This is a genomic window from Mesorhizobium sp. M0954 (assembly GCF_040319155.1).
Lineage (GTDB): Bacteria > Pseudomonadota > Alphaproteobacteria > Rhizobiales > Rhizobiaceae > Mesorhizobium.
In genome coordinates, this window is sequence record NZ_JAMYNR010000012.1 from 92,205 (window position 1) to 117,071 (window position 24,867).

The 24,867-nt window shown below is 62.2% G+C and carries 29 protein-coding genes; 16 read left to right on the plus strand and 13 right to left on the minus strand.

All coding sequences use genetic code 11. The features are described 5' to 3' along the window. Positions 1-20 precede the first annotated feature (20 nt). Entirely contained in the window at positions 21-416 is a 396-nt protein-coding gene (locus tag NKH93_RS18125; protein WP_352502497.1) for a hypothetical protein, read from the minus strand. A 301-nt stretch (positions 417-717) separates the two neighbouring features. Between NKH93_RS18125 and urtA the strand changes: the two genes are divergently transcribed. From urtA to NKH93_RS18155, 6 genes are all read left to right on the plus strand, one after another. Continuing rightward, on the plus strand, positions 718-2,028 hold the full coding sequence (urtA, locus tag NKH93_RS18130) for an urea ABC transporter substrate-binding protein (RefSeq protein ID WP_352455694.1): 1,311 nt from the start codon (positions 718-720) through the stop codon (positions 2,026-2,028). 100 nt (positions 2,029-2,128) lie between these two features. Then, positions 2,129-3,745 (plus strand): urea ABC transporter permease subunit UrtB, encoded by a 1,617-nt coding sequence (gene urtB / locus NKH93_RS18135; protein ID WP_352816657.1) that lies wholly within the window; start codon positions 2,129-2,131, stop codon positions 3,743-3,745. After that, positions 3,742-4,974 carry an urea ABC transporter permease subunit UrtC gene (urtC, locus tag NKH93_RS18140; protein WP_352455696.1) on the plus strand — a complete coding sequence of 411 codons (1,233 nt, stop codon included), beginning with the start codon at positions 3,742-3,744 and terminating at the stop codon, positions 4,972-4,974. The genes urtB and urtC overlap by 4 nt, the downstream gene beginning before the upstream one ends. 7 nt (positions 4,975-4,981) lie before the next feature. Beyond that, positions 4,982-5,728, plus strand: coding sequence for an urea ABC transporter ATP-binding protein UrtD (gene urtD / locus NKH93_RS18145; protein ID WP_023674855.1), 747 nt, complete (start codon positions 4,982-4,984; stop codon positions 5,726-5,728). Between the two features lie 70 nt (positions 5,729-5,798). Continuing rightward, positions 5,799-6,494, plus strand: coding sequence for an urea ABC transporter ATP-binding subunit UrtE (urtE, locus tag NKH93_RS18150; protein ID WP_352682903.1), 696 nt, complete (start codon positions 5,799-5,801; stop codon positions 6,492-6,494). A 211-nt stretch (positions 6,495-6,705) separates the two neighbouring features. Further along, complete coding sequence (locus tag NKH93_RS18155) at positions 6,706-6,906, plus strand: hypothetical protein (RefSeq protein ID WP_023674857.1); 201 nt, start codon at positions 6,706-6,708, stop codon at positions 6,904-6,906. Positions 6,907-6,951: 45 nt separating this feature from the next. Here NKH93_RS18155 and NKH93_RS18160 read toward each other — a convergent pair whose 3' ends face one another. From NKH93_RS18160 to NKH93_RS18200, 9 genes are all read right to left on the minus strand, one after another. Further along, a complete protein-coding gene (locus tag NKH93_RS18160; RefSeq protein ID WP_352816651.1) occupies positions 6,952-7,758 on the minus strand; it encodes a DUF72 domain-containing protein in 807 nt (268 codons plus the stop codon). A gap of 28 nt (positions 7,759-7,786) precedes the next feature. After that, positions 7,787-8,257 (minus strand): GNAT family N-acetyltransferase, encoded by a 471-nt coding sequence (locus NKH93_RS18165; protein WP_352816648.1) that lies wholly within the window; start codon positions 8,255-8,257, stop codon positions 7,787-7,789. Beyond that, on the minus strand, positions 8,254-8,664 hold the full coding sequence (locus NKH93_RS18170) for a DUF302 domain-containing protein (protein ID WP_352540604.1): 411 nt from the start codon (positions 8,662-8,664) through the stop codon (positions 8,254-8,256). The genes NKH93_RS18165 and NKH93_RS18170 overlap by 4 nt, the downstream gene beginning before the upstream one ends. Beyond that, a complete protein-coding gene (gene uvrA / locus NKH93_RS18175; RefSeq protein ID WP_352471703.1) occupies positions 8,664-11,585 on the minus strand; it encodes an excinuclease ABC subunit UvrA in 2,922 nt (973 codons plus the stop codon). Before uvrA ends, NKH93_RS18170 begins: the two co-directional genes overlap by 1 nt. A gap of 696 nt (positions 11,586-12,281) precedes the next feature. Then, positions 12,282-12,680, minus strand: coding sequence for a hypothetical protein (locus NKH93_RS18180; protein ID WP_352971230.1), 399 nt, complete (start codon positions 12,678-12,680; stop codon positions 12,282-12,284). Continuing rightward, the gene (locus tag NKH93_RS18185; RefSeq protein WP_352971233.1) at positions 12,677-13,282 is read right to left on the minus strand and encodes an ATP-dependent Clp protease proteolytic subunit; all 606 of its coding nucleotides are present in this window, start codon (positions 13,280-13,282) and stop codon (positions 12,677-12,679) included. The genes NKH93_RS18180 and NKH93_RS18185 overlap by 4 nt, the downstream gene beginning before the upstream one ends. A 26-nt stretch (positions 13,283-13,308) precedes the next feature. Continuing rightward, a complete protein-coding gene (locus NKH93_RS18190) occupies positions 13,309-13,833 on the minus strand; it encodes an SRPBCC family protein (RefSeq protein ID WP_352816641.1) in 525 nt (174 codons plus the stop codon). After that, the gene (locus NKH93_RS18195) at positions 13,830-14,144 is read right to left on the minus strand and encodes an ArsR/SmtB family transcription factor (protein ID WP_352448759.1); all 315 of its coding nucleotides are present in this window, start codon (positions 14,142-14,144) and stop codon (positions 13,830-13,832) included. Before NKH93_RS18195 ends, NKH93_RS18190 begins: the two co-directional genes overlap by 4 nt. Before the next feature lie 82 nt (positions 14,145-14,226). Beyond that, complete coding sequence (locus tag NKH93_RS18200) at positions 14,227-14,616, minus strand: cupin domain-containing protein (protein WP_352816638.1); 390 nt, start codon at positions 14,614-14,616, stop codon at positions 14,227-14,229. Positions 14,617-14,824: 208 nt separating this feature from the next. Here NKH93_RS18200 and NKH93_RS18205 point away from each other — a divergent pair, with 208 nt between their 5' ends. Both NKH93_RS18205 and NKH93_RS18210 read left to right on the plus strand, forming a co-directional pair. Further along, positions 14,825-15,337 carry a single-stranded DNA-binding protein gene (locus tag NKH93_RS18205; RefSeq protein ID WP_352448761.1) on the plus strand — a complete coding sequence of 171 codons (513 nt, stop codon included), beginning with the start codon at positions 14,825-14,827 and terminating at the stop codon, positions 15,335-15,337. A 123-nt stretch (positions 15,338-15,460) separates the two neighbouring features. Further along, positions 15,461-15,886, plus strand: coding sequence for an OsmC family protein (locus NKH93_RS18210; protein WP_023674868.1), 426 nt, complete (start codon positions 15,461-15,463; stop codon positions 15,884-15,886). 8 nt (positions 15,887-15,894) lie between these two features. On the opposite strand, the gene NKH93_RS18215 is transcribed toward NKH93_RS18210, so the two are convergent. Then, positions 15,895-16,524: a MarC family protein gene (locus tag NKH93_RS18215; RefSeq protein ID WP_023674869.1), complete on the minus strand. Its 630-nt coding sequence runs from the start codon at positions 16,522-16,524 to the stop codon at positions 15,895-15,897. A gap of 75 nt (positions 16,525-16,599) precedes the next feature. Continuing rightward, a complete protein-coding gene (locus NKH93_RS18220; protein WP_352816633.1) occupies positions 16,600-17,130 on the minus strand; it encodes a hypothetical protein in 531 nt (176 codons plus the stop codon). Between the two features lie 86 nt (positions 17,131-17,216). On the opposite strand from NKH93_RS18220, the gene NKH93_RS18225 reads away from it, so the two are divergent. Both NKH93_RS18225 and gyrA read left to right on the plus strand, forming a co-directional pair. Further along, positions 17,217-18,044 (plus strand): helix-turn-helix transcriptional regulator, encoded by an 828-nt coding sequence (locus NKH93_RS18225; RefSeq protein WP_352816630.1) that lies wholly within the window; start codon positions 17,217-17,219, stop codon positions 18,042-18,044. 149 nt (positions 18,045-18,193) lie between these two features. Then, on the plus strand, positions 18,194-20,998 hold the full coding sequence (gene gyrA, locus NKH93_RS18230) for a DNA gyrase subunit A (protein WP_352471697.1): 2,805 nt from the start codon (positions 18,194-18,196) through the stop codon (positions 20,996-20,998). A gap of 53 nt (positions 20,999-21,051) precedes the next feature. Here the strand turns inward: gyrA and NKH93_RS18235 are convergent, their stop codons facing one another. Continuing rightward, a complete protein-coding gene (locus NKH93_RS18235; protein WP_352540595.1) occupies positions 21,052-21,204 on the minus strand; it encodes a hypothetical protein in 153 nt (50 codons plus the stop codon). 195 nt (positions 21,205-21,399) lie between these two features. On the opposite strand from NKH93_RS18235, the gene coaD reads away from it, so the two are divergent. From coaD to NKH93_RS18265, 6 genes are all read left to right on the plus strand, one after another. After that, positions 21,400-21,900, plus strand: a complete 501-nt coding sequence (gene coaD / locus NKH93_RS18240) for a pantetheine-phosphate adenylyltransferase (protein WP_352448768.1) — start codon at positions 21,400-21,402, stop codon at positions 21,898-21,900. Between the two features lie 76 nt (positions 21,901-21,976). After that, on the plus strand, positions 21,977-22,567 hold the full coding sequence (locus NKH93_RS18245) for a peptidylprolyl isomerase (protein ID WP_352471695.1): 591 nt from the start codon (positions 21,977-21,979) through the stop codon (positions 22,565-22,567). Positions 22,568-22,596: 29 nt separating this feature from the next. After that, the gene (locus NKH93_RS18250; RefSeq protein ID WP_352471694.1) at positions 22,597-23,109 is read left to right on the plus strand and encodes a peptidylprolyl isomerase; all 513 of its coding nucleotides are present in this window, start codon (positions 22,597-22,599) and stop codon (positions 23,107-23,109) included. Beyond that, positions 23,106-23,504: a hypothetical protein gene (locus tag NKH93_RS18255; protein ID WP_352971237.1), complete on the plus strand. Its 399-nt coding sequence runs from the start codon at positions 23,106-23,108 to the stop codon at positions 23,502-23,504. Before NKH93_RS18250 ends, NKH93_RS18255 begins: the two co-directional genes overlap by 4 nt. Positions 23,505-23,516: 12 nt before the next feature. Further along, the gene (gene queA, locus NKH93_RS18260) at positions 23,517-24,602 is read left to right on the plus strand and encodes a tRNA preQ1(34) S-adenosylmethionine ribosyltransferase-isomerase QueA (protein ID WP_352540593.1); all 1,086 of its coding nucleotides are present in this window, start codon (positions 23,517-23,519) and stop codon (positions 24,600-24,602) included. Further along, positions 24,592-24,861, plus strand: a complete 270-nt coding sequence (locus NKH93_RS18265) for a hypothetical protein (protein WP_352471691.1) — start codon at positions 24,592-24,594, stop codon at positions 24,859-24,861. The genes queA and NKH93_RS18265 overlap by 11 nt, the downstream gene beginning before the upstream one ends. Positions 24,862-24,867: the final 6 nt, after the last annotated feature.

Sequence of the window (24,867 nt, forward strand, 5' to 3'; positions counted from 1 at the left end):
CTCGCCAGGTTCCGTACTTTTCAACGCTTCGTGCAGGTCGAGGCGGTAAAGGCGCCGTCTGGCTGCTTCATGATGATGTCGAAGGACGGGGTGGTTCCGCTTTCCAGCGTCGCTTGCGTAAGCGAGATCGAGTTGCCACCGCTGGTGTAGCCGCCCAGCGGACCCAGCCAGGTAATCACCCCGTCTGCATCCATCTGGTAGTTATAACTCTGCGGCGCGGTGCCGAAGCTAACCGGACCGCTATAGACGTTTCCCTTGATGGTAATGTCGCCGAGGCTGAGGAACATGCCCAGCAGATAGACTTCGCAATGATAGGAGCCGTCCGGCAGCTTGCCGTCGCTGAAGCCGGCGCGCGCTACGGTCGTCGTCGCCAACAGAAGCATGGTGATGAAAATGCAAGACGTTCGGAAGGCCATGGCGTCGCTCGTTTAAGGGTTCGAACTTGCCCCATTTCGCTGCGGCGCTGCAATCCTCGCCAGCGCTCATATGATGCTGCTCAAAATTCGGGCATTGGCCTGTATATGAGTAAAACTTAGGCTGATACGAGTGATCTTTTCTCATTTCAAACCTGGCAGGCGAGGTTCATCTCCTGCGGCTAATACATTAACCGACTGACAGAGCTTGGAAATCTCAAACGTTCCGATCTTTCGCCGGTGATTGGCACAGCCGTTGCATGGTCTGTTCCGATGCAGTTAACCAGCTTGGGAGTTTAAAAGTATGAGGGGCAGTTTCTCGACAATAACAAAAATGTTTTCGGCCGGCGTGGTCACCGCCGGCTTGCTGATGAGCGTTCCCGCCAAGGCGGCCGACGACACCATCAAGGTCGGCATCCTCCATTCGCTGTCGGGAACCATGGCGATCTCGGAGACGACGCTGAAGGACGCCATGCTGATGCTCATCGAAGAGCAGAATGCCAAGGGTGGCCTGCTCGGCAAGAAGCTCGAGGCGGTGGTCGTCGATCCGGCTTCCAACTGGCCGCTGTTCGCCGAAAAGGCGCGCGAGCTGATCTCCAAGGACAAGGTCGCGGCGGTGTTCGGCTGCTGGACCTCGGTGTCGCGCAAATCGGTGCTGCCGGTGTTCAGCGAACTCGACAACATCCTTTTCTATCCCGTCCAGTATGAGGGCGAGGAGAGCGAACGCAACGTGTTCTACACCGGTGCGGCGCCGAACCAGCAAGCCATTCCCGCGGTCGACTATCTGATGAGCGAGGACGGCGGTTCGGTGAAGCGCTGGGTTCTCGAAGGCACCGACTACGTCTACCCGCGCACCACCAACAAAATCCTCGAGGCCTATCTGAAGGCCAAGGGCGTCGCTGCGGAAGACATCATGGTCAACTACACGCCGTTCGGCTTCTCCGACTGGCAGACCGAAGTTTCGGCGATCAAGAAGTTCGGCTCGGCCGGCAAGAAGACCGCCGTGGTCTCGACCGTCAATGGCGACGCCAACGTGCCGTTCTACAAGGAGCTCGGCAACCAGGGCATCAAGGCCGAGGACATCCCGGTCATGGCCTTCTCGGTCGGCGAGGAAGAGCTTGCCGGTCTGGACACTGCGCCGCTGGTCGGCCATCTCGCCGCCTGGAACTATTTCGAGAGCGTCGACACGCCCGAGAACGCGAAGTTCATCGCCGACTGGCACAAATTCATCAAGAACGACAAGCGCACCACCAACGACCCGATGGAAGCCCATTATATCGGCTTCAACATGTGGGTGAAGGCGGTCGAGAAGGCCGGCACCACCGATCCGGACAAGGTCATCGACGCCATGGTCGGCGTCTCGGTGCCGAACCTGACCGGCGGTTATTCGACGATGATGCCGAACCATCACATCACCAAGCCGGTGCTGATCGGCGAAATCCAGGCCGACGGCCAGTTCGAAACCGTCTCGCAGACGCCCGGCCTGGTGATGGGCGACGAGTGGTCCGACTATCTGCCTGACTCCAAGGACCTGATCTCCGATTGGCGCGCGCCTCTGTCCTGCGGCAACTTCAACGTTGCCACCGGCAAATGCGGCGGCAAGGGAACCAACTGATCCTCCCGGTCTGTCCTCCCAGACCCGCAAGCCTCCGGGCAGGCTCCTCCTCCAGCCTGCCCGGAGGCGACATTCAATCTTCAAGAGCCACCAGAAACCAATGATCCTGATCCGCGCGATTGGCCTGATGCTGCTCCTTCTCCTGGGGATGCTGCTGCCGTCGAACGCCAGCGAAGCAGATCTGCGCGTGGTCATCGCCAAATTCGCTACCGCCGCCAATTTTCCGGCGATAGAAGCCGTGGTGCGGGAGCTTGCGGCTTCCGGCGATCCGGCCGTAGAACGGCCGCTTGCCGCGCTTGCGGAGGGCAGCCTTTACGTGCGCAAGGCCGATTCACTGGTCTTTGTCGGCAAGGAGAGCGGCGACGGCATCGAGCTGCTCGATGCGCTTACCGGCGAAAGATCGGGCGAAGCTGCCAAGGCCGACATCACCAAGATCAAGGTCAACAACACGCTGCGCCGCGTTATCCGCGACGCGCTGGGCACACTGACGCTTGGCTCCAAGGATCCGGCCGTGCGCATTGCCGCCGCCGACACAATGTTCAAGACGCCGGACGCGGCAAACATCGAGCCGCTCGACACCGCGATCGCAAATGAGAGCGTGGCAAGCGTCAAGGCGCTGCTAGAACAGGCCCGCGCCGCGTCGATTCTCGTTTCCGACAGGCCGGAGACCGACAAACTGGGCGCGATCGCGCTCATCGGTGCGCGCGGCGACCGCGATGCGGTGTCGCTGCTCACGTCGGTAGAGGCCAGTTCCGAAGGTGCGGTGAAGGACGCGGCGACGGCTGCGATCGCCAACATCAATTCGACGCTGGCGCTGTGGGATGCCGGCCAGAATATCTGGTATGGCATATCGCTTGGATCGGTGCTGCTGCTGGCGGCGATTGGCCTTGCCATCACTTTCGGCGTCATGGGCGTCATCAACATGGCGCATGGCGAGATGGTCATGCTCGGCGCCTACACGACCTTCGTCGTGCAGGAGGTTATCCGCAATTCCTTTCCCGGCCTGTTCGACTGGTCGCTGGTCATCGCCCTGCCGCTGGCCTTCCTGGTGGCGGCGCTCGTCGGCCTTGTCATCGAGCGCGGGCTGATCCGCTACCTCTACGGTCGGCCGCTGGAAACCCTGCTGGCGACATGGGGTGTGTCGCTGATCCTGCAGCAGGCCGTACGCACCATGTTCGGACCGACCAACCAGGAGGTAGGCAACCCGTCCTGGATGTCCGGCTCGTTCAATATCGGCCAGCTTGCCGTGACCTGGAACCGACTCTGGATCCTGGTATTCGCGCTCGGCGTGTTCGCGGTGCTGCTCTACGTGATGAAACGCACGCCCTGGGGGCTGCAGATGCGTGCCGTCACCGCCAATCGCCGCATGGCTGCCTCGATGGGCATCAGGACGCCGTGGGTGGACGCCCTGACGTTTGCACTCGGCTCCGGCATTGCCGGCATCGCCGGTGTCGCGCTCAGCCAGATCGACAACGTCTCGCCCAATCTCGGCCGCGGCTACATCATCGACAGCTTCATGGTCGTCGTTTTCGGCGGTGTCGGCAATCTTTGGGGCACGCTGGTCGGCGCTTTCTCGCTCGGCATCGTCAACAAGTTCCTCGAACCTTATGCCGGAGCAGTGCTCGGCAAGATCGTCGTCCTGGTGCTGATCATCCTGTTCATCCAGAAACGGCCGCGCGGTCTGTTCGCGCTAAAGGGCCGGTCGGTGGAAGCATGATCACGGGACGCTTCTTTGCCGCCGGCGCCGACCGCCGCGTCGCCATCACCATCTTCATCCTGCTGGCGGTTGCAATCGTCGTGCCGCTGCTCAATCTTGCGGTCTCGCCGACAAGTGCGTTTTACGTGCCGTCCTATATCGTCGCGCTCACCGGCAAATACCTCTGCTACGCACTGCTCGCCTTGGCGCTCGATCTCGTCTGGGGCTATTGCGGCATCCTCTCGCTCGGCCACGGCGCCTTCTTCGCACTCGGCGGCTATGCGATGGGCATGTATCTGATGCGCCAGATCGGCTCGCGCGGCGTCTACGGCAATCCGCTGCTGCCGGATTTCATGGTGTTCCTTAACTACAAGGAATTGCCATGGTTCTGGTATGGTTTCGACCATTTCTGGTTTGCCGCGATCATGGTGCTTGCGGTGCCCGGCCTGCTCGCCTTCGTCTTCGGCTGGTTTGCCTTCCGCAGCCGCGTCACCGGCGTCTACCTGTCGATCATCACCCAGGCGATGACCTATGCGCTGCTGCTTGCGTTTTTCCGCAACGACATGGGTTTCGGCGGCAACAACGGCCTGACTGATTTCAAGGACATTCTAGGGTTCAACGTGCAGGCCGACATGACGCGGTCGGCGCTGTTCGCGGCCAGCGCCGTCATGCTGGCGTTTGCCGTCTTCGTCACCTGGGCAATCGTCGGTTCCAAGTACGGCAAGCTTTTAATGGCGGTGCGCGATGCCGAGAGCCGCACGCGCTTTCTCGGCTGGCGGGCGGAGAACGTCAAACTGTTCGCCTTCACCGTGTCGGCGGTGATGGCCGGCATCGCCGGTGCGCTTTACGTGCCGCAGGTCGGCATCATCAACCCTGGCGAATTCGAGCCGTCCAATTCGATCGAGGTGGTGGTGTGGGCGGCCGTCGGCGGGCGCGGCACCATCGTCGGGCCGATCATCGGCGCGCTTCTGGTCAATGCCGGTAAATCCTGGTTCACCGGCGTGCTGCCGGAATTCTGGCTGTTTGCGCTGGGCGGACTGTTTGTCGCCGTCACGCTGTTCCTGCCCAAGGGCATCATCGGCATGTGGGATTCCTGGCGCGGCAACGCCAAGGCGCTGCGGGCGGCCTCGGTTGCCGAGGAAGTCGGCATCGATCCCGATGCGCCGGTGCCGCCGAAAACCGACCGCTCGGCGGCGAGAAGGCCGGGCGACTGGTCGGCCTCCGGCGCCGAACCGCAGCCGGCGGAGTGATGGCCTGATGTCGAAGAGCAACACCATCCTCTATCTCGACGGCGTGTCGGTTTCCTTCGACGGGTTTCGCGCTATCAACAACCTTTCGCTGGTGCTCGACAAGGGCGAGATGCGGGCGATCATCGGCCCCAACGGCGCCGGAAAGACGACGATGATGGACATCGTCACCGGCAAGACGCGGCCCGACGCGGGTGAAGTTTTCTTCAACGGTGAGGTCGACCTAACCAAACACGACGAGGCCGAAATCGCCATGATGGGCATCGGCCGTAAATTCCAGAAGCCAACGGTCTTCGAAAGCCACACGATCGAGGACAATCTGATGCTGGCGCTGAAAGGCCCGCGCTCGATCTTCCCGGCACTGTTCCACCGTCGCTCGGCCGCGGACGTGCGGCAGATCGACGACATCCTCGGCATCATTCGGCTTGGCGACAAGCGTGACGAACTCGCCGCCAATCTGAGCCACGGCCAAAAGCAATGGCTCGAGATCGGCATGCTTCTGGCGCAGGATCCGAAGCTGCTGCTGGTCGACGAACCGGTTGCCGGCATGACCGACGCCGAGACCGAGGAAACCGCGCGGCTGCTCAGGGACATCGCGCGCGACCATTCTGTCATCGTCGTCGAGCACGACATGCATTTCGTGCGCGAGCTCGGCGTCAAGGTCACCTGCCTGCACGAAGGCTCGGTGCTTTCCGAGGGCAGTCTCGACTTCGTTTCGGCCGACGAGCGCGTCGTCGAAGTCTATCTGGGGAGATGAACATGGTCTGGCGCGTTCCGTTCTATCATTTCGATCTTTCGTTCTTCACGCGTTGGAGAAAGCGCTGACCATGCTCGAAGTCTCCAATGCCGCGCTGCACTACGGCGCTGCCCAGGCGCTGCGCGGCGTCTCGCTGAAGGCCGGCGCCGGCAAGATCACCTGCGTGCTCGGCCGCAACGGCGTCGGCAAGACCAGTTTGATGAGATCGATCGTCGGCCATCACCGGCTGACGAGCGGAAGCGTTGCCTTCGAGGGGAAGGCGCTCGACCGGAGCGCGGCGTATGATCGCGCCCGGTCGGGCATCGCATTCGTGCCGCAGGGCAGGGAGATATTTCCGCTGCTTACGGTGCGGGAAAACCTCGAATCGGGTTTTGCGCCGTTGAAGCGCGCCGATCGCAACATTCCCGGTCACGTCTTCGAATTGTTTCCGGTGCTGAAGCAGATGCTCGCGCGCCGCGGCGGCGATCTTTCCGGCGGCCAGCAGCAGCAGCTTGCCATCGGCAGGGCGCTGGTGATGCGGCCGAAGCTGCTGGTGCTCGACGAGCCGACCGAAGGCATCCAGCCGTCGATCATCAAGGACATCGGCCGCGCCATCCGGTATCTGCGCGACCAGGCCGGTATCGCCGTGCTTCTGGTCGAACAATATCTCGACTTCTGCCGGGAATTGGCCGACGAGGTCAACATCATGGACCGCGGTCAGATCGTCCATACCGGCCCCGCCGAGGATCTCGACCGGGCGGACGTCCGCAAATTCCTGACTGTCTGAATTCTTATTGATTCCATTACTTTGCAACTCTGGCGCGCTGCAGATTGCGTGCTAGATTTTGCTTGGCCTTGGTGAGTCGGCCGCTTTCCGTACCAGTTTCAACTTGGCAGATCAGGGGAAGGCGCGGCTGCGTCCGCACGCTTGCGCGCAAGCCCTTCCAGCGATCTGTTGTCGTCCAACATTTCGGGTGCTTGGGAGCCAGGGCCAGTCAATGGAGCGCTATGTCGAGGACTACCAGAAACGACGGCTCACGGAGCGCGTCGACATCCTGACAGCCATCAACATTCTGAAATCGCAGGGGTATGACCACGACGAACTCATCGCGGAGATCACCAAGGTCTTCTATGTCGATCTCGATGCCTTTAACGAGATCGTCAGGGTTGATCGGCGTCCGGACGAACGCGCCGCATAGCCGGTAGTTTAGGACCAAGCCAGGCGGACCACCGACAGCGGGGCGTCAGCCTGCGACCCGCTTCATCAGCGCGATGGCGCCGAATGGAGCGCGGACCTTGCCCTCGGTGATGAAGTAGACGAACACATCGCGTGGCTTGACCGGCGCGTCGGTTGAAGGATCGGCGCGCGACAGGTCGGCCGGCACCTTGCCTTCCGCCCAGGTTTTTGCGCGCGCCGCCCATTCGTCGAGCGCCTTTGGCGTATAGCAATCGGGATTGTCGTCGCTGCCGGTCTGCAGCCGGGCATAGATGAAATCGCCGGTGACGTCGGCAATCCCCGGATATTTGGCGTGGTCGGCATAGACGATGGCGGCCTTGTGCTTTCGCGCCAAGGCGGCGAACTCCGGCACGACGAAGCTGTCGTTGCGCACCTCGACCGCGTGGCGCAGCGCAACGCCGTCCTGCTTTTCCGGCAACAGCTTGAGGAAGGCCTCGAAATCGTCCGGGTCGAATTTCTTGGTCGGCGCGAACTGCCACAAGATCGGCCCGAGCTTGTCGCCAAGTGCCGCGACGCCCGACCCGAGGAAGCGCATGATCGATTCCCCGGCCTCGCCGAGCACGCGGCGGTTGGTGACGAAGCGGTTGCCCTTCAGCGAATAGACGAAACCATCCGGCGCCTCGTTGGCCCATTTGACGAAGGTCGGCTCCTTGAAGCTCGAATAATAGGTGCCGTTGACCTCGACAGTGGGCACCTGCCGGCTGGCATAATGCAGTTGCTTGGCCTTCGACAATTTGTCCGGGTAGAAGGACGTGTCCCACGGCTCGAAGGTCCAGCCGCCCATGCCGGCGCGGATTGTTCCTGATTGAGTCATGGTCGTCCTCCCGGTTTGCAGAAAAGGATCACGCGATGGCGGTCGTCTCGACGGCTTTCGCCATGTCGACGACCGTCCATCCTGGCCGATATGGATTGGGCCGGCGACCCGTTTCGCGAAAGCCGTAGGCCTTATACAACGAAACGTTCCGTTCCATTCTGGCATTGGTGTAGAGTCGGATTTCAGGCAAGCTCCACAGGCGCGTCTGTTGCTCGGCCCAGTCGAGCAGCCCGATGCCGAAACCCTTGCCCTGAAAGGCGGGCGCAACGGCGACGCTGAAGATCATTGTATGGTCCGCATGTCGTTCGAGAACGATCAAGCCGGCCGGGTGTCCGTCCTGCTCCGAAAGCCAGACCTCGCCGCGTTCTATGCGCGGCGCGTAGTCCTCGGTGACAGGGATCGGCGGTGCGCCGAGCAGGGCAGTGTAGGGCGCGTAGGCGTCGGTGGTGAGCGAGATCACCGTGGGGAGATCATCGGCCCGAGCGGCTCTCATGATCAAAACTGGCCCGCGCCGGCAGCGGCCGCAATCACCTTGTCCATACCGGCCGCTATCGCGGCGACGGCATTGCGACTGGCGTCGCCCAAGCCGTGGCGCTCAGCGAGCCAGTGCGCGTCATTGTAGGAGAGCCAGACCTTGCCTTGCTCGTCCTCCCAAGCTAGTGCCTTGACCGGCAGATCGATGCCGGCAAGCTGCCGGTCCTGCATCAGCGGCGTGCCGCCTTTCGGGTTGCCAAAAATCAGAAGCTGGGTCGGACGCAGGGAAGCTTCGACAATGCGCGCACCGGCGGCGTGGTCAATGCGGGCGAAGACCAGCAATCCTGCACGTTCCACAGTCCCGACCAGGCGATCGATCGTTTCGGCCACGCCGAAGCGGCTTTGGACCGTGATGAGACCGTTCTTTGCCATCACTCCGCCGCTTCGCGCTTGCCTCCGGGGCGCCGCTCCAGCAAGTCCCTCAGGAACTGCCCGGTATAGCTGCGTTTTTCGCGGACGATGTCCTCCGGCGTGCCGGACGCCACCAGCTCACCGCCGCCGTCACCACCTTCGGGGCCAAGATCGAGTACCCAGTCAGCCGTCTTGATCACCTCGAGATTGTGCTCGATGACGACGACCGTGTTGCCCTGGTCGACCAGCTCGTGCAGCACTTCGAGCAGCTTGGCTACGTCGTGGAAATGCAGGCCGGTGGTTGGCTCGTCGAGGATGTAGAGCGTCTTGCCGGTCGCCTTGCGTGATAGTTCCTTGGCGAGCTTGATGCGCTGCGCCTCGCCGCCCGACAAAGTCGTTGCCTGCTGGCCAACATGGATGTAGCCGAGGCCGACCCGTTTCAGCGTCTCCAGCTTGTCGCGCACGCCGGGCACGGCGGCGAAGAAATCGACGCCTTCTTCGACCGTCATGTCGAGAACGTCGGCGATCGATTTGCCCTTGAACAGGACGTCGAGCGTCTCGCGATTGTAACGCTTGCCGTGGCAAACGTCGCAGGTGACGTAGACATCGGGCAGGAAGTGCATCTCGATCTTGATGACGCCATCGCCCTGGCAGGCTTCGCAGCGGCCGCCCTTGACGTTGAACGAGAAGCGGCCCGGCTGGTAGCCGCGCGCCTTGGCCTCCGGCAGGCCGGCGAACCAGTCGCGGATCGGCGTGAAGGCGCCGGTATAGGTGGCGGGGTTGGAGCGCGGGGTGCGCCCGATCGGCGACTGGTCGATGTCGATGACCTTGTCGAGGAATTCCAACCCCTCGATGCGGTCGTGCTCGGCCGGATGCTCGCGCGAGCCCATGATGCGGCGCGACGCCGCCTTGAACAGGGTCTCGATCAGGAAGGTCGACTTGCCGCCGCCGGATACGCCGGTGACGGCGGTAAACGTGCCGAGCGGGATTTCGGCGGTGACGTTCTTCAGGTTGTTGCCGCGCGCGCCGACGACCTTCAGCCGGCGGTTCTTCTTGGCCTCACGCCGCGCTGCCGGCGTCGCCACTTCGAGCTCGCCCGACAGGTATTTGCCGGTGATCGAAGCGGGCGTCGCCATGATCTGCTGCGGCGTGCCCTGGGCGATGATGTGGCCGCCATGGATGCCGGCCGCCGGGCCGATATCGACGACGTAGTCGGCATGCAGGATGGCGTCCTCGTCATGCTCGACGACGATGACCGTGTTGCCGATGTCGCGCAGATGCTTCAGCGTGTCGAGCAGGCGGGCGTTGTCGCGCTGGTGCAGACCGATCGACGGCTCATCCAGCACGTAAAGTACGCCGGTCAGGCCGGAGCCGATCTGCGACGCCAGACGGATGCGCTGGCTCTCACCGCCTGAAAGCGTGCCGGAGTTGCGCGACAGCGTCAAATAGTCGAGACCGACATCGTTGAGGAAGCGCAGCCGCTCCCGGATTTCCTTGAGCACGCGCACCGCAATCTCGTTCTGCTTGTCGTTGAGCGAAGCGGGCAGATCGGTGAACCACTGGTCGGCCTTGCGGATGGACAGCTCGGTGACCTCGCCAATGTGCTTGCCGGCGATCTTGACCGCGAGCGCCTCGGGCTTCAGCCGATAGCCGCGGCAGGCCGGGCAGGGCGTGGCCGACATGAAGCGCTCGATCTCCTCGCGCATCCAGGCGGATTCGGTTTCCTTCCAGCGGCGCTCGAGATTGGGGATGACGCCCTCGAAGGTTTTCGTCGTTTTGTAGGAGCGCAGACCGTCATCATAATGGAAGGTGATTTCGCGCTCGCCGGTGCCGTGCAGGACGGCTTGCCTTGCCTCCTCGCTCAAATCCTTGAACTTGTCGCCGAGCTTGAAGCCATAGGCAATGCCCAGCGCTTCCAGCGTCTGCGCATAATAGGGCGAGGTCGACTTCGCCCACGGGCTGACGGCGCCGGCGCGCAGCGAGACATTCTCGTCGGGCACGACCAGGCTGGCGTCGATGGCGCGTTGGCTGCCGAGCCCGTCGCAGGTCGGGCAGGCGCCGAACGGATTGTTGAAGGAGAACAGCCTGGGCTCGATCTCGGGAATGGTGAAGCCGGACACCGGGCAGGCGAACTTTTCCGAGAACAGCATGCGTTCATGCGTCTCGTTCTTCGATTTGTTGACCGAATCCTCGCCGGTCTGGCTGGCGTCGAGCGGCTTGTCGGCAAATTCCGCCACCGCCAGCCCGTCGGCCAGCTTCAGCGCGGTCTCGATAGAATCGGCGAGCCGCGTCGCCAGATCGCCGCGCACGACGATGCGGTCGACGACGACGTCGATGTCGTGCTTGTACTTCTTGTCCAGCGCCGGCACGTCGGCGATCTCATAGAAGACGCCATCGACTTTGACGCGCTGAAAACCCTTCTTCTGCAGCTCCAGCAGTTCCTTGCGGTACTCGCCTTTGCGGCCGCGCACCATCGGCGCCAGAATGAACAGCCGGGTGCCTTCCTCGACCGCAAGCACCCGGTCGACCATCTGCGAGACCGTCTGGCTCTCGATCGGCAGGCCGGTGGCCGGCGAATAGGGTACACCGACGCGGGCGAACAAAAGCCGCATATAATCGTAGATCTCGGTGACGGTGCCGACCGTCGAACGAGGGTTCTTCGAGGTGGTCTTCTGCTCGATGGAGATGGCCGGCGACAGGCCGTCGATCTGGTCGACGTCCGGCTTCTGCATCATTTCGAGGAATTGCCGTGCATAGGCCGAAAGGCTCTCGACATAGCGGCGCTGGCCCTCGGCGTAGATGGTGTCGAAGGCAAGCGACGACTTGCCCGACCCCGACAGGCCGGTCATGACGATCAGGCTGTCACGCGGCAGGTCGAGATCGACATTCTTCAGATTGTGTTCGCGTGCCCCGCGAATGGAGAGATATTTATGGTCGGCCATCGCCGGTCGCCGCCTCAGAATCTGGAATTCGTGGGATGGGCGGGTTTTCCCGACCACCCCCTATGTAGGTAATTTCGCCGCCTTTTCGAGAGACGCCACAACTCCCGACCAAAGCGTTTAACCGCCTTTCGCGCGAACGGGCAAGCGGAAAGAACAAAGGCCGAACACGCTCCTGACAAAAGCTGCCCGCGCAGCCGGCTTCACAAAGCGTCTCGCGATCACATTTTTCGGCAACCCGGCTATTCAAGGTTGACGTCCCCGCGTCATGGGGGCAGAATCCAATTGTCAACGAAGCCGGCCGTCTTTCGATGGCCTCGCGGCCTGGGGCTAGCCTGCGAGACGCCGCGGGTTATGCGATGAGCGCTTCGACGACAGTCGCAACGAACAGAAGGAGAGCAGAGGCATGACTCCACCGGATTGTTCCTTGAGGCTCCACGTGTCGCTGGAGCCGCGGCAGGTATAAGTAGCCAGGTCAGGCGTTTAGCGCTACCTGCCCACATTGACCTGCCGATCCCCACAACAATCAGAGACTGCTAGTCGGATCGTCGGCTGAACGCCGCGAAGCATCCGAAATAAAAAGCCGGCAGTACACTCCCGGCAATTTGGATTTCAGATCCAAGAAAGCCCCGTCAGTTGCAAAGCAATGGCGGGGCTGTTCGTTTGAAGCGCAATATTTGTGGTTCACACCAGGCGAACTTAGCGGCTGGAGGGCCTGATCCCGCCGGTAGCGACATCAATGGTGATGCTACCGGAAATCCGAACGTCGGTATCGCCAATCTTGAAGGTGCCGTTGCCGCTGCCTAGAGCCATATCGTCAGGCTCAGGCCGCGGCGCTGGCTCGGCGATGCGATAATCGCTGGTCACACCGGGCAGGGTGCCCTTTTGCGAAGACGTCGAATTATCTTGGGCAAGTGCCATACCCACCAGCATGTTCGTGCCGGCAACGGTAGCGATGGCAAGGCATAACAGGCTGGATGAGCGGCTGGCGGTCATCGCCGGACTATAGTGCCGCGATAGCGGCAAGACCAGACCGATGGCGCTGAAATTGCGGGCGCTCAATCGCCTCAGTTCCGTCCGCCGGCCCGGCACGTTCATGCGGCCTGCTTGCGAGTGTCGAAAACATGGTCGACGAGGCCCCAATCCTTGGCCTCCTGCGCGGTCATGAAAAAGTCGCGGTCGAGCGTGCGTTCCACTTCTTCGTAGGTGCGGCCGCAATGGCCGGCGTAAAGATCGGTCATGCGCCGCTTGGTGCGAAGGATGCCCTCGGCATGGCGCTGGATATCGGAGGCCTGGCCCTGGAAACCGCCGAGAGGCTGATGCAGCACGATGCTGGTGTTGGGTAGCGCGATGCGCCGCCCCGGTGTGCCGGCCATCAAAAGGAACGAGGCCATCGAGGCGGCGAAGCCCATACAAACCGTGGAGACCGGGCAACTGATATACTGCATCGTATCGTAGATCGCGAAACCGCTGGTCACCACGCCGCCCGGCGAGTTGATGTAGAGCGAGACCTCCTTGTCGGGATTGTCGGATTCCAACGACAGAAGCTGGGCGCAGACCAGCGCTGAGGTGCCGTCATCGATCGGGCCGTTGATGAAGACGATGCGCTCGCGCAGCAGCCGCGAAAATATGTCGAAGGCACGTTCGCCGCGGCTCGACTGCTCGATCACCATCGGCACCAGATTGGCAAGGCCGCTCATCGGTTGTCTCCGTTGACTGTTGTCGTTCAGGCCGCGCGCAGGAAGAGGCGCGGGGTGTTTGCGGCGATCTGCTTGTGCCTGGGAGTGTGCGCGTCAAAGGAAAGCCGGCAACCGGCGCCTGCCATCGCGATCTCCGGCACTGCTGCCCGAGCAAAACCATCATGGACGATGCGCAGATGCGTGCCGCCGGAAACGGTGCGGTCGAGCGTAAAGGTGACGATGCTGTCCACTGGGCTGTCGTTCATTGCGCTGTCCAGGGGATTGCCGGGCGGCACCTGCGTATCGCCGGGCGTCGGCCGCTCCCGCCAGGAATAGCGCAGCAGCCGTCCGGGATCCGCGTCGAGGATTTCGCACTCGATCGGCGCATTCGGCGCTTTAAAGGCAAAGCGGTTGCCGATTTCGGGCTTGATGTCGTTCGGCATCATCCAGGCCGCGAGCAGGTCCGGCACCGTCAGCGCCCGCCACACCTGTTCCGGCGGTTCGGGCAGCTCGCACTCGAACTCGATCTTGTCTGCGGCCATTTCGGCGCGTTCTTTGCCTCGGTTGGTCATTGGTCCATGTCCTTCAAAACCGTCTTGAGCCTTTCGATGCGCTCTGGCCAGAACGCACGGTAGCGTTCGATCCAGCCGAGCAGTGGCGCAAGCCCCTTCGGATCGACGCGGTAATAGGCGTTGCGACCGGCCCGGCGCTCGACCACGAGGCCGGCGCCGCGCAGCACTGCGAGATGTTGCGATACCGCCGGCTGCGATACCGGTATGCCAGTGCGCAGTTCCGACACCGTCATCTCGCCGTCGGCGAGCCGCTCATAGACGGCGCGACGCGTTGGATCCGCTAGTGCCCGAAAAATGTCTGCTTCGATCATGCCGAAAGCATAAGTCAATACTTATCGGTTTGGCAAGCCATGTTTTTTAAGACAGGCGGTATTTTTTAAGACAGGCGAGGTTTTACAAACTCGCTGGAAGCCAGCGTCTCACCATGTCGGGGGATCCGTTGAACGTCGCCTCGAAAACTGGTGACGCGAGCACAACATGAATATGAAGCAATTCGGAGCCGACGTTTCGGAAGCCATGTTGCCTGTACGCGGCGACAACAAGCGACTGTCCGGCAGTCAAGACGAGATGCTCTTCGTCGATCCACATCTCGGCCCTGCCAGCGATGACGGTAAGTACTTCCTCGACCGGGTGCCAATGTGTCGGGGCGCCAACGGTGGGTTCGACCCATTGTTCAAACATGCAAAGTTGAGTTGCGCCGTTGCGGGCAGAGACATGCATGCGGGTCTTTACTCCCGTCCGCCACTCTTCTTGCGGCTGATCGTTATGCGCAACCATCTTCATGCGTTCGCCTCGATCCCATGGTCTGTGGAAATTCGACGCCAAGACACTACTTCTTACTGACAACTATTGACAGTGCAGGGCCTCTCCTATAGAACGAAAAGAGAACAAAAACCTTGTGGGAAAAGGCAGCGACGGCAGGCAGGGATTGTCCATAGCCTGTAAGGTGCGGCGACAAAAATTCGGTTTCGGATGAGCGCGGAGAAGTATCATGGCGGGTAGCGTCAACAAGGTCATTCTGGTGGGCAACCTCGGGGCGGACCCTGAAATCCGCCGCCTGAATTCGGGTGACCCGGTCGTCAACATCCGCATCGCGACGTCGGAAAGCTGGCGCGACAAGACGTCCGGAGAGCGCAAGGAAAAGACCGAGTGGCACAATGTCGTGATCTTCAACGACCAGATCGCCAAGGTGGCCGAGCAGTATCTGAAGAAGGGCATGAAGGTCTATGTCGAGGGCCAGCTGCAGACGCGCAAATGGCAGGACCAGACCGGCAATGACCGCTATACGACCGAAATCGTGTTGCAGAAATTCCGCGGCGAGCTGCAGATGCTCGATGCGCGGGGCGAGGGCGGCGGCCAGGTCGGCAACTATGCCGGTGGTGGTGCGAGCCGCGGTTCCGATTTCGGCCAGTCCGGCCCGGGCGAAAGTTTCAATCGCGGTGGCGCCAACAAGGGCGGCGGCGGTGGTTCGTCGCGCGAGCTGGACGACGAAATCCCGTTCTGATTTCTCGGAGCGGACTGCCCTTGCGGCGAAAAGCGCCGGCACCTTGGCCACGAAATGGCGTCCCGAAAATCTGTCTTGGATTTTTGGGACGTTGTGCGTTTGAGCGGTGAAAGGACGTATCAGGTGAAGGCAAGGGTCAAATGGGTCGAGGAGCGCACTTTCGTTGGCGAGTCCGCCAATGGGCACAAGCTGGTGCTAGGCACTGCGTTCGGGCCGGAGGGCAAGACGCCGGGGCCGAGCCCAATGGAACTGGTGCTGATCGGCACTGGCGGCTGCTCGGCCTATGACGTGGTCCATATCCTCGAAAAGGGGCGCGAGGCGGTCGAAGATTGCGTGGTCGAACTCGATGCCGACCGTGCAGAAGCCGATCCCAGGGTGTTCACCCGCATTCACATGCATTTTGTCGTCAAGGGGCGGGCGCTATCACACGACAAGGTGAAGCGGGCGATCGGGCTTTCGATCGAGAAATACTGCTCGGCCTCGGCAATGATGGCCAAGACTGCCGAGATTACCCACGACTTCGAAGTCATTGAAACGACAGCGAAGTAGGGCTGTTCCTACGTCGCCATCAGCGCCTTGATGCCGTCGGCGACGAACTGTACGGCGAGCGCCGCCAGGATGACGCCGAGCAGCCTTGTCAGGATCGAACGGCCGGTTTGGCCGAGGATACGGTCGATGCGCTCTGACAGCACGAACACCAGGTAGGTGATGACGAGGCAGATGGCGATGATGCCGACAAGGGCTGTCTGCGCGCCCAAACCCTGAAACGAGCTTGAGAGCAGGACGGTCGCCGAAATCGCGCCGGGACCGGCAATAAGCGGGATCGCCAGCGGAAAGGCGGCGATGTTGTGGATCATGTCCCTGGTGATGGCGACGTCGCCGATCTTCTCCTTGCGGTCCTGCCGGCGCTCGAACACCATTTCGAAGGCGATGAAGAACAGCAGAAAGCCGCCGGCGACGCGGAAGGCCGGCAGAGTGATGCCGAAGACTGACAGGATCGACGCGCCGGCGATTGCGAACAACGCCATTACCAGGAAGGCGATGACCGAGGCGCGCACGGAGACCTGGTTGCGCTCCTCGCGGTTCATGCCGCGGGTCACGGCGAGGAAGAGCGGCGCCAGGCCGGGCGGATCGATCGTCACCAGTATGGTGACGAAGGCGTTGAACAGGCTGTCGAAGCTCGGCATGCTGACCCTCCCCCGCCGGCAAAGCCGGATAACGGGATTGGTAGAGCAAAGCGGAGGCAGTGGAAACCGTGCGGATCAGGGGCTGACGGCCCGGCGCGCCAGAAACTCGACTTCGAGACGCCAGGTGGCGCCGTCGTCCTGTGAGCGTTCGCCCAGCCAGCGGAACGAATTTTCGGTGATGCGCGAAAAGCTCCAGCGCACAGCAGATCCGGTGCCGTCTGCGCCTTGCTGGATGATGGTGTCGCCCTCGGCACGGCCGAGCTGGCGGCTGTAGTACTGATTGCGCGGATCGCTCCAGAAGATGTGCCAGGCGTCAACGCCGGGATCATAGACACGCAACGTCGTGCCATAGAAGGTCCATTTGCCGAGCGAGGGCGAGGGGCCGGCGTCACGGGCAGGCAGGATCCATACGTCCTGGATCGCGCGGCCTTCGAGCACCCAGCCGAAATGCACTTCGCCGCGCCCGGTCAGCACCTGACCGTCCTCGAGATGGCGCGTGGCGTCGAACGTCCAGGCGCCGACGAAGCGGCCATAAAGATTCAGTTTCTCGGCAAGGGCCGGTACGGGCCCATCGCTGTGCAGCACCGTGGTAAAGGAATTGGACATGGCTTCGCTCTCATCTTGTCAGGAGACCGGCAAGCATAGAGGCCGACAGGGGTTCTGCGCTTGGGAAAAGTTGCTATGTTTCGGCGATGACGACGAGCGCGCACGGGCTGGCGTCGGGCCGAGGCTGGCAGGTGTCGGATGTCATCTGCACCGCTAGCGCCGCCGACAGGCCATTCGAGGAGGAGCATCGGGATTTCTGCGTTGCCGCCGTAACCAACGGCACCTTCCGCTATCGTGCGCGCGAGGGCACGGCGATGCTGGCGCCAGGCGCGCTCCTGCTCGGCAATCCCGGCACATGCTACGAATGCGGGCACGAGCATGGCGCCGGCGACCGTTGCCTCTCCTTCCATTTCGGACCGGCCTATATGGAGCGGATCGTCGCCGACGTGCCGGGCGCCAAGACGCTCGATTTCGGCACGCCGCGCCTGCCGCCCTTGCCGGCGCTGGTGTCGCTGCTTGCCGAAGCGGAGGCGGCGCGCGAGATGGCCGACACCGGCGCGTTCGAGGAACTCGCCCTGCGCATTGCCGGTGCCGCGGTAACAGCGGCTTGCAGCGCTACGGATCGGGGGCGGACGCCGAGCCGCCGTGACCAGAAGCGTGTCGCCGAAGCGGTGCGGCGCATCGAAGTCGATGCCGACCGGCCGATCTCGCTTGCCGAACTCGCCGACGAGACCGCCACCAGCCCTTACCATTTCCTGCGCACCTTCCGGCACGTTGCCGGTATGACGCCCTACCAATTCCTGCTGAGAGCGCGGCTGCACAGGGCAGCCGTGCGTCTGCGGACGTCGGATCGGACGATTTCGGCGATTGCCTTTTCGGCGGGATTCAACGATCTATCAACCTTCAATCGCCGTTTCCGGCGGCTGATGGGCGAGGCGCCGGGTACTTATCGCGCCCGCCGGCGAGGCCCGTGAAAATGGTGCCACGGCCATATCGTCGCAATTGGTTTATCCTTTTGAATTTGCCGCTAAAAACCACACTGGAAAACTGCCGCGATTGTTGGAGTTTCAGGCTGGCTTCCTATATAAGCACCAAGTGATTCCTGATTAGATTGTGATCCGATTTGACCGACCAAAAGACACCGCGCGGCGCCGACGGCGGCCCCACCGGCATCGAGCCGATATCCATCATCGAGGAGATGCAGCGCTCCTATCTCGACTACGCCATGAGCGTGATCGTCAGCCGCGCATTGCCGGACGTGCGCGATGGCCTCAAGCCGGTGCATCGCCGCATCCTCTACGCTGCCTATGAGAGCGGCTATCACTGGAACCGCAAATATGTGAAATCGGCACGCCCGGTCGCCGACGTGATGGGTAAATACCATCCGCATGGCGACGCCTCTATCTACGACGCTTTGGTGCGCATGGCGCAGGATTGGTCGCTGCGCGTGCCGCTGATCGACGGGCAGGGCAATTTCGGCTCGATCGACGGCGATCCGCCGGCGGCGATGCGCTACACGGAATCGCGGCTGACCAAGGTCGCGCATGAGTTGCTGGAAGACATCGACAAGGACACCGTCGATTTCCAGGACACTTACGATGCGTCGGGCAGCGAACCGAAAGTCCTGCCGGCGCGCTTTCCGAACCTGTTGGTCAACGGCTCCGGCGGTATCGCCGTCGGCATGGCCACCAACATCCCGCCGCACAATCTGGGCGAGGTCTGCAACGGCGCCATTGCCCTCATCGATAATCCGGCGATCGACCTTCCGGCGCTGATGGAGATTATTCCGGGACCGGATTTCCCGACCGGCGGCATCGTGCTTGGCCGCTCCGGCATCTACAGCGCCTATTCGACCGGCCGCGGCTCCATCGTCATGCGCGGCCGCGTCAACGTCGAGGCGCGCGGCAACGATCGTGAATCGATCGTCATCACCGAGGTTCCCTATCAGGTGAACAAGGCGTCGATGATCGAGAAGATGGCCGAGCTGGTGCGCGACAAGCGCATCGAAGGCATTTCCGACATTCGCGACGAGAGCGACCGCCAGGGCTACCGCGTCGTCATCGAACTGAAGCGCGATGCCGTCGCCGATGTCATTCTCAACCAGCTTTACCGCTTCACCCCGCTGCAGACGTCCTTCGGCGCCAACATGGTGGCACTGAACGGCGGCAAGCCGGAATTGCTGACTCTGACCGACATGCTGAAGGCGTTCGTCGCCTTCCGTGAGGAGGTGATCAGCCGGCGCACGAAATTCCTGCTGCGCAAGGCGCGCGACCGCGCCCATGTGCTGGTCGGCCTTGCCATCGCTGTTGCCAACATCGATGAAGTCATCAAGCTGATCCGCAGCGCTCCGGACCCGCAGACGGCGCGCGAGCAGTTGATGGAGCGGCGCTGGCCTTCGGGCGACGTGGAATCGCTGATTCTTCTGATCGACGATCCGCGCCATCGCATCAACGAGGATGGCACCTACAATCTCTCCGAGGAGCAGGCGCGCGCCATCCTCGAACTGCGCCTGCAGCGCCTGACCGCGCTCGGCCGCGACGAGATCGCCGACGAGCTGAACACGATCGGCGACGAGATCAAGGACTACCTGGACATCCTCTCGTCCCGCGCCCGCGTCCAGCAGATCGTCAAGGACGAGCTCATCGCCGTTCGCGACGAGTTCGGCACGCCGCGCCGTACCGAGCTCGCCGAGGGCGGGGCGGACATGGAAGACGAGGACCTGATCCAGCGCGAGGACATGGTCGTCACGGTCAGCCATTCCGGCTACATCAAGCGCGTGCCGCTGTCGCTCTACCGGGCGCAGCGCCGCGGCGGCAAGGGCCGCTCCGGCATGTCGACCAAAGAAGAGGATTTCGTCACCCGGCTGTTCGTCGCCAACACGCACACGCCGGTGCTGTTCTTCTCCTCGCGCGGTATCGTCTACAAGGAAAAGGTCTGGCGCCTGCCGATCGGCAACCCACAATCGCGCGGCAAGGCGCTGATCAATATGCTGCCGCTCGAACAGGGCGAGCGCATCACCACGATCATGCCGCTGCCGGAGGATGAGACGAGTTGGGGCGAGCTCGACGTCATGTTTGCCACCACGCGCGGTACCGTGCGTCGCAACAAGTTGTCGGACTTCGTCCAGGTCAACCGCAACGGCAAGATCGCCATGAAGCTGGACGAGGAAGGCGACGAGATCCTCGGCGTCGAGACCTGCACCGACAATGACGACGTGCTTTTGACGGCAAGTTCCGGCCAGTGCATCCGCTTTCCGGTCAGCGACGTACGCGTCTTCCAGAGCCGCAATTCGGTCGGCGTGCGCGGCATTGCGATGGCCGATGGCGACCGGGTGATCTCGATGGCGGTGATCGAGCATGTCGATGCGCCGCCGGCGGAACGTGCCGCCTACCTCAAGCGGGTGGTGGCCGAACGCCGGCTCGCTGCTGACATCGCGGCCGGCGAGGAGGAAGAAATCCAGCTCACCAATGAAGAGGTCGGCGAAGAGGCGGAGCTTTCCGACGACCGCTATGAGTTCCTCAAGGCGCACGAGCAGTTCGTGTTGACGGTGACGGAATATGGCTACGGCAAGCGTTCATCGTCCTACGATTTCCGCCTGACCGGCCGTGGCGGCAAGGGTATTCGCGCCACCGACGTCTCGAAAACGGCCGAAATCGGCCGCCTGGTGGCGACCTTCCCGGTCGGCAATGACGATCAGATCATGCTGGTTTCGGATGGCGGCACCGTTATCCGTGTTCCAGTGAACGGCATTCGTTTCGCCAGCCGCGCCACCAAGGGCGTTACCATCTTCAATACCGCAGAGGGCGAGAAGGTCGTTTCGGTGGAGCGAATTTCAGAACCGCAAGCGGATGAAGAGATCGAAGAGAATGCTGAAAGCGGCGCTGTTGCCGATGCCGATGGTAGGGAGCCCGATACTTCCGTCGAGTGAGTTTGGCACGGCGACGCCAGCCCTGTGGGCCGGCGTGTGAAGACACCCGCAATCTAGAAGCGGCGATAAGGCCTGCGGTTGCCGAAGCCTTCGAACCGCTTGGTGTTGGCCTTGGCGCGGACGCGCTGTGCTTCCTGATGCAACCCGAATACGGTGGCGATCAGCATGGCGACGGTCATTGCGGTGGCGAGCATGTAGATCAGCATGTGCGTGTTCTCCTGCGCCTAACAACGATTAGATGGGTGTTTGGTTTCATCTCCTGCAGCTGCAACTTAGTGAACACTGCGTGAAGCTGTTGTGAGCGGCACATTCATCTGTCGTTCACGTCGGCCAAAAGGTTCACGGCGCGGGCTGGCGATCGGATTTGCCTTTAGGAGAGAGGCTCGCTAGAAGCACCTGCCATGACCGAACGCATCGCCCTTTATGCCGGCTCTTTCGACCCGCTGACCAACGGCCATCTCGACGTGCTGAAGGCGTCGCTGGCCGTGGCGGATACAATCTATGCGGCGATCGGCATCCATCCCGGCAAGAAGCCGTTGTTTTCCTTCGAGGAACGGGTTGGCCTGATCGAAACGGCCGCGAAGGCAGAATTCGGCAGCGACGGTGCGCGTATCAAAGTAGTCGCCTTCGACGGGTTGGTAATCGACGCGGCCAGGAAGCATGGCGCCTCGATCATGATCCGCGGCCTGCGCGACGGCACCGACCTTGACTATGAGATGCAGATGGCCGGCATGAACGAGACCATGGCGCCGGAGCTGCAGACGGTGTTCCTGCCCGCCAGCCCTTCAGTGCGCACCATTACCGCCACACTTGTGCGCCAGATAGCTTCGATGGGAGGCGACATCCGCCCCTTCGTGCCGGCGGCCGTGGCCGGCGCGCTCACCGCCAAATTCGCGAAATAAAATGCATGTCACCCAAAAGTGGAACCCGGCTTTGGGTAACGACATGCATGAACGAAGATATTCGGAGAAAGATCCCATGCAGCTGAAAAAGCTTGCCTTCTTGCTTGCCGTGCTTGCCGGTCTTGTGACCGCATCCGTGTCGGCCTTTGCCGCCGATCCGGAAAACACCATGATCGTAACGCTGAAGGACGGCGACGTGACCATCGCGCTGAGGCCCGACCTTGCGCCGAAGCACGTCGCGCAGATCAAAAAGCTGGTGCGCCAGGGCGCCTACGACAACGTCGCCTTTCACCGCGTCATTGACGGCTTCATGGCGCAGACCGGCGACGTCAAGTTCGGCAACATGAAGAGCGGCTTCAATGCCGACGCTGTCGGCACCGGCGGCTCCGATCTTCCTGACCTGCCGGCCGAATTCTCCAGCACGGAGCACTACCAGCGCGGCGTGGTCGGCATGGCCCGCTCCGACGATCCGAATTCCGCCAATTCGCAATTCTTCATCATGTTCGCGCCGGCACCGCCGCTCGATGGCCAGTACACCATCGTTGGCAATGTCGTCAGCGGCATGGAGTTGGTGGACCACATCAAGAAAGGCGACGAGGCGCAGAACGGCACGGTGACCGACCCCGATCGCATGATCAAGGTGCGCATCGCCGCGGACGGCAAGTAACCCCAATTGTTCAAAAGGATATTTCTGACATGGCCGAAATCAAGGACCGCGAGAACGCGCTTATCATGGACACGACCAAGGGCAAGGTCGTCATCGAATTGTTTCCAGATCTGGCGCCCGGCCATGTCGACCGTATCAAGGAGCTGGCGCGCGAAGGCGCCTATGACGGCGTGGTCTTCCACCGCGTCATCGACGGCTTCATGGCGCAGACCGGCGACGTGAAGTTCGGCAATTCCAACAAGCCGTCTTTCGCGCCATCGCGCGCCGGCACTGGCGGTTCCGACAAACCCGATCTGAAGGCCGAGTTCTCCAACGCCAACCACGGCCGCGGCACCTGCTCGATGGCGCGCTCGCAGAACCCGAACTCGGCCAATTCGCAGTTCTTCATCTGCTTCGACGATGCCGCCTTCCTCAACCGCCAGTACACGGTATGGGGCCAGGTCATCGAAGGCATGGACAACGTCGACAAGATCAAGCGCGGCGAACCGGTGCAGGATCCTGACAAGATCGTGTCGCTCAAGGTCGCGGCCGACGTGAAATGACCGGCCGGGCTGTCGCGGCAATCGCATTTGTGCTCGTCGCGGCGGCCACTCCGGCGCTGGCAACGGAATCGATCGTCTGCAGCGCCGACGGCGGCGCGGCATCGATCGACGTTTTGATGGGACACACGGCCGTCATTGCGGTCGCGCGTGTGTGGCTGGATGCCGGCGGCAAGACATGGACCACGGATGGACAGCCAGGCTCAACGAAAGTCATCGTTGGACGGGCATTCGAAGACGACGAGCGCATGCTGATCGACCTCACCGACGAAGGCATCAGCTCGATCGTCGCCAAATTGCGGCTGGTCAAGGCCAGCGAGCAGTCCAGCTTCTCGATGGGCGGCACATTGAGCATAGACGGTGTCGGCGCCTGGGCGGTGACCTGCCCGGAACCTTGAGGCGGGGATCTCTTGCGCGTCGACCTTTTCGACTTCGATCTGCCGGAGGAGCGCATCGCGCTTCGCCCAGCCGAGCCGCGCGACAGTGCCAGGATGCTGGTGGTCAGGCCGGGTGAGGGGCTCGAAGACCGGACGGTGCGCGACCTGCCGGCCCTGCTCAAGGCCGGTGATGTGCTGGTCTTCAACGACACCAAGGTCATTCCGGCACAGCTGAAAGGCATCAGGCGGCGCGGCGAGGCGGCGGCGCAGGTCGAAGCCACGCTGCATATGCGGATGGCGCCCGACCGCTGGCTCGCCTTCATGCGTCCGGGCAAGCGCATCGCCGCCGGCGATCGTATCCATTTCGGTCATGACGCCAATTCCTGCCTTCTCGGCCAGCTCGACGCGACCGTGATCGAGAAGGGAGAAGGCGGCGAGGTGCTGCTCGGCTTCGACCTGTCAGGTCCGTTCCTCGACGAGGCGCTGCATGCAGTCGGCCACATCCCGCTGCCGCCCTACATCGCCTCCAAGCGTGACGACGACGAACGCGACCGCAGCGACTATCAGACCATTTATGCGAGGGAGGAGGGCGCGGTCGCCGCGCCGACGGCAGGGCTGCATTTCACGCCGGAGCTGTTTGCGACGCTCGACGCCAAGGGCATAGAGCGCCGTTTCGTCACGCTGCATGTCGGCGCCGGCACGTTCCTGCCGGTGAAGGCGGACGACACCGCCGACCACAAGATGCACGCCGAAACCGGTTCGGTCAGCCCGGAAACCGCCGAGGCGCTGAATGCGGCGAAAGCAAAAGGAGGGCGCATTATCGCCGTCGGCACGACATCGCTGCGCTTATTGGAGAGCGCGGCTGGCGAGGACGGCAGGCTGGCCGCATGGTCAGGCCCGACAGACATCTTCATCACGCCCGGCTATCGTTTCAAGACCGCAGACTTGCTGATGACCAATTTCCATCTGCCGCGTTCGACGCTGTTCATGCTGGTTTCGGCCTTCTGCGGTTTGCAGACGATGCGGGCGGCCTATGCGCATGCCATCGAGAATCGCTACAGGTTTTATTCCTATGGAGACGCAAGTCTTCTGTTCAGGGAGGATACCGATGGACGATGACCTGGAAACCTTCGACCGGGAAGCCTTGATCGCCGAGGTCAGGAAACTGCGCGCCGGCATCCGCCAACACCGCGACGCCACCGGCCATGATCTGTGCTGGCACCATCCCGACCTCTGGTCACTTTTGCCCGAAAAGACCGACCCGGCGATTGCCGTGCCGCCGTGGCCGAAATTCATGCGCGGCTGCATCCGCTACCGGCAATCACTCGACAAGCAGGCCCCGGACGCGCCGGTATTCGACAAGGAGTTCGATGGCTAGGGAATT